The sequence below is a fragment of the Streptomyces sp. NRRL WC-3549 genome, from assembly GCF_000721935.1.
Taxonomy (GTDB): domain Bacteria; phylum Actinomycetota; class Actinomycetes; order Streptomycetales; family Streptomycetaceae; genus Streptomyces.
Genome location: NZ_KL585393.1, coordinates 21,789 through 25,063, shown reverse-complemented (window position 1 = coordinate 25,063; position 3,275 = coordinate 21,789). Strand labels below are relative to the sequence as shown.

3 protein-coding genes are annotated in these 3,275 nt (G+C 71.3%); 1 reads left to right on the top strand and 2 read right to left on the bottom strand.

The genetic code is table 11. The features are described 5' to 3' along the window. A partial coding sequence (locus IH13_RS0109965; RefSeq protein WP_031082988.1) for a hypothetical protein occupies positions 1–226 on the bottom strand: 226 nt, incomplete at its 3' end. A 167-nt stretch (positions 227–393) separates the two neighbouring features. Further along, positions 394–2,622, bottom strand: a complete 2,229-nt coding sequence (locus tag IH13_RS0109960; RefSeq protein WP_031082986.1) for an ATP-dependent DNA helicase UvrD2 — start codon at positions 2,620–2,622, stop codon at positions 394–396. A gap of 324 nt (positions 2,623–2,946) precedes the next feature. Between IH13_RS0109960 and IH13_RS0109955 the strand changes: the two genes are divergently transcribed. Continuing rightward, a complete protein-coding gene (locus IH13_RS0109955) occupies positions 2,947–3,189 on the top strand; it encodes a mycoredoxin (RefSeq protein ID WP_031082984.1) in 243 nt (80 codons plus the stop codon). Positions 3,190–3,275: the final 86 nt, after the last annotated feature.

Sequence of the window (3,275 nt, the reverse complement as noted above, 5' to 3'; positions counted from 1 at the left end):
AGGCCTGGGCCTGAGCCTTCGCTACTGCTGCCGCCGGTGCCTCGGTCGGTCGCTCATTGCGGCGCTCCCGCACGGGGAAGGCGGCAGAGGACAGCGGGCTGACGGCAGAGCTGCCGGACATGCCGGTGCCACGGAGCGAGAGTTCCGAAGAGGCGATGACGTCGAGCGAGCAGGCGGAGACGACCGAGCGATCGGTCATTTCGATGGTCTTGATGATGCTGATCACTTCAATCGCCTCCTCTCGGCGTCTCGGGGGACCGGCCGGGGCCGGTCCTTCGGTATTCGGATAAGTACAGCACGGAGTCAGGGCTTCAGAGAAGTCGCTGTTCCCGTGGTTAAGAACCTATGGTGACGACTGCTGCGGGCGCAAACTATTTTTTCGACGAGTTTTCCTCACACATCCCAGCCATCCTCGCCGGAACCCGCCTCCAACGACTGACCTGCACAGATGGCCAGAACATCGGCTCCGAACCTGGTCAGCTTGCGGTTCCCGACGCCGGCGATGACGACCAGCTCCGACTCGCTGCCCGGTACCGCCTCGGCGATCGCCATCAGAGTCTTGTCGGTGAACACGCAGTAGGCGGGCTGGCTGATCTCCTTCGCCCTGCCGGCCCTCCACTCCCGCAGCCGCTCGTACAGCGCCTCGTCCATGTCCGACGGGCAGTCCTCGCAGCGCATCAGCTTCATCTCGCCCGCGTCCGTGAGGGTCCTGCCGCAGACCCGGCACCGGACCGGCCCGCGCCGCCGGGGGCGGGACTCCGCCTGGGTGCCGGAACGCGCGGTGCCCGGCCCCGTCCCGGAACCGCGGTCGATGCCGGCCCCGCCTCCCGCGCCGCCCCGTGCGCCGAGCGCGGTGGAGCCGGGCCGCAGCCCGTTGAGGAAGCGCGTCGGCCGGCGGCCCGCACGTCCCCCGGGCGAACGGGCCAGGGCCCACGACAGCGAGAGGTGGAACCGGGCGCGCGTGACACCGACGTACAGCAGCCGACGCTCCTCCTCGACCTGCTCGTCGGTCTTGGCGTAGGCGATCGGCATCATGCCTTCGGTCATCCCGACCAGGAAGGCCGCGTCCCACTCCAGGCCCTTGGCCGAGTGCAGAGAGGCCAGCGTGACGCCTTGGACGGTCGGGGCGTGCTGCGCGGCGGCCCGCTCGTCCAGCTCCGCGACCAGATCGGAGAGCGTGGCCCCCGGCTTGGCCTGCTCGAAGTCCTCGGCCAGCCGCACCAGCGCGGCCAGGGACTCCCAGCGGTCCCGCACCGCCCCGGAACCGGTGGGCGGCGTGGTCGTCCATCCCTTCGTGGACAGCACCGCCCGCACCTCGGCCGGCAGGTCGTCCGCTCCGTCGAGCAGCGGGTCGTTGCCCCCGGCACGGGCGGCGCCGCGCAGGGCGACGCCCGCCTCCCGCACCTCGGCCCGGTCGAAGAAGCGCTCCGCGCCGCGCAGCTGGTAGGGCACACCGGCGTCCGCGAGCGCCTGCTCGTACACCTCGGACTGGGAGTTGACCCGGTAGAGCACCGCGATCTCACCGGCCGGGACCCCGGCGGCGATCAGGTCCCGGACCCGGCGCGCGGTGCCCTCCGCCTCGGCCGGCTCGTCCGGGTACTCCGTGAAGACCGGCTCGGGCCCCTTCTCTCGCTGCGACACCAGCTCCAGCCGGTGTTCGGCGGCCCTGCCGCGGGCCTGGCTCAGCAGGCCGTTCGCCAGACGGACGACCTGGGGCGTGGAGCGGTAGTCCCGCACGAGCTTGACGACCGTCGCCTCCGGGTGGCGGGTGCGGAAGTTCAGCAGGTGCTCGGGGGTGGCTCCGGTGAAGGAGTAGATCGTCTGGCTCGCGTCGCCGACCACGCACAGGTCGTCCCGGTCACCGAGCCAGAGGTCGAGAAGGCGCTGCTGGAGCGGGCTGACGTCCTGGTACTCGTCCACGACGAAGTGCTGGTACTGGCGGCGCACGTGGTCGGCGATGTCATGCCGGTCCTGGAGTATCCCGACCGTCAGCAGCAGGACGTCCTCGAAGTCGATCACCGACCGCTCGCGCTTCAGCTGCTCGTACACCGAGTAGATCTGCGAGAGCTCCGCCGGGTCCCGCGGGGCGTCCCGCTGGGTCTTGGCAACCGCTGCCGGATAGTCGGCGGGCACGGTCTGGGTGACCTTGGCCCATTCGATCTCGCTCGTGGCGTCCCGCAGCTCGTTACGGTCCAGGCGGATACCGCAGCGGGCCGCGGCCTCGGCGACCAGCTGCACCTTGCGCTCCACCAGCCGCGGCAGTTCCCCACCGACCGCTTTCGGCCAGAAGTACTGGAGCTGGCGCAGCGCGGCCGAGTGGAACGTCCGCGCCTGTACGCCGGTCGCACCGAGCTGCCGGAGACGGCCGCGCAGCTCGCCCGCCGCGCGGTTGGTGAAGGTGACGGCGAGCACGGTGGCGGGCTGGAGGCGCCCCGACCGCACCCCGTACGCGATGCGGTGCGTGATCGCCCGCGTCTTGCCCGTCCCGGCTCCGGCCAGCACGCACACGGGCCCGCGGAGCGCCAGAGCGACCTCGCGCTGCTCCGGGTCGAGCCCGTCGAGCACGGCGTCCGCGGTCTCCGGGACCTGGGGGAAGAGGGTGGAATGCGTTGCTGCTGTCACCCCGCCAATGCTGCCAGGTCGCCAGGGGCGGATGCGGAGGTTGTCCACAGGGGGCGCCGTTCGTCGTACCGGTGGGCGGGTCCCCTCTGCCGGTGGGCGGGGCTCTTCTCCCGGTGGGTGGGCTGGTTCCTCCGCCTGGGGTGGGCGGGGTACGGCGGCCGGGCCGTCCGCCCACGGCCGGGTGGCGGGAATGGTGGTCCGTTCCCGTACGTTCCCTCGGAGGGGAAGGACTCCCCTCCGCTCGGAGACGGTTTCCTCCCCGCGCGGACGCGACGCACGATTCCGCTTCCGGGCGGGACGGACGAGACAAGGAGCACCGACGACATGCCGGGCACTGTGACGATGTACAGCACCACGTGGTGCGGCTACTGCCGCCGGCTCAAGGGCCAGATGGACCGCGAAGGCATCGCATACACGGAGGTCAACATCGAGCACGACCCCGAGTCGGCGGCCTTCGTCGAGAAGGCCAACGGCGGAAACCAGACCGTTCCGACCATGCTCTTCCCCGACGGTTCGACCCTGACCAACCCGTCGCTGGCGCAGGTGAAGCAGAAGCTCGGCGCCTGACCCGTCCCGGCACGGTGGCGGCGGCGAGGCCCCCGCGCGCACTCAAGTCTGAGTGCGTGCGGGGGCCTCGCCGCTGTCTCACCGCT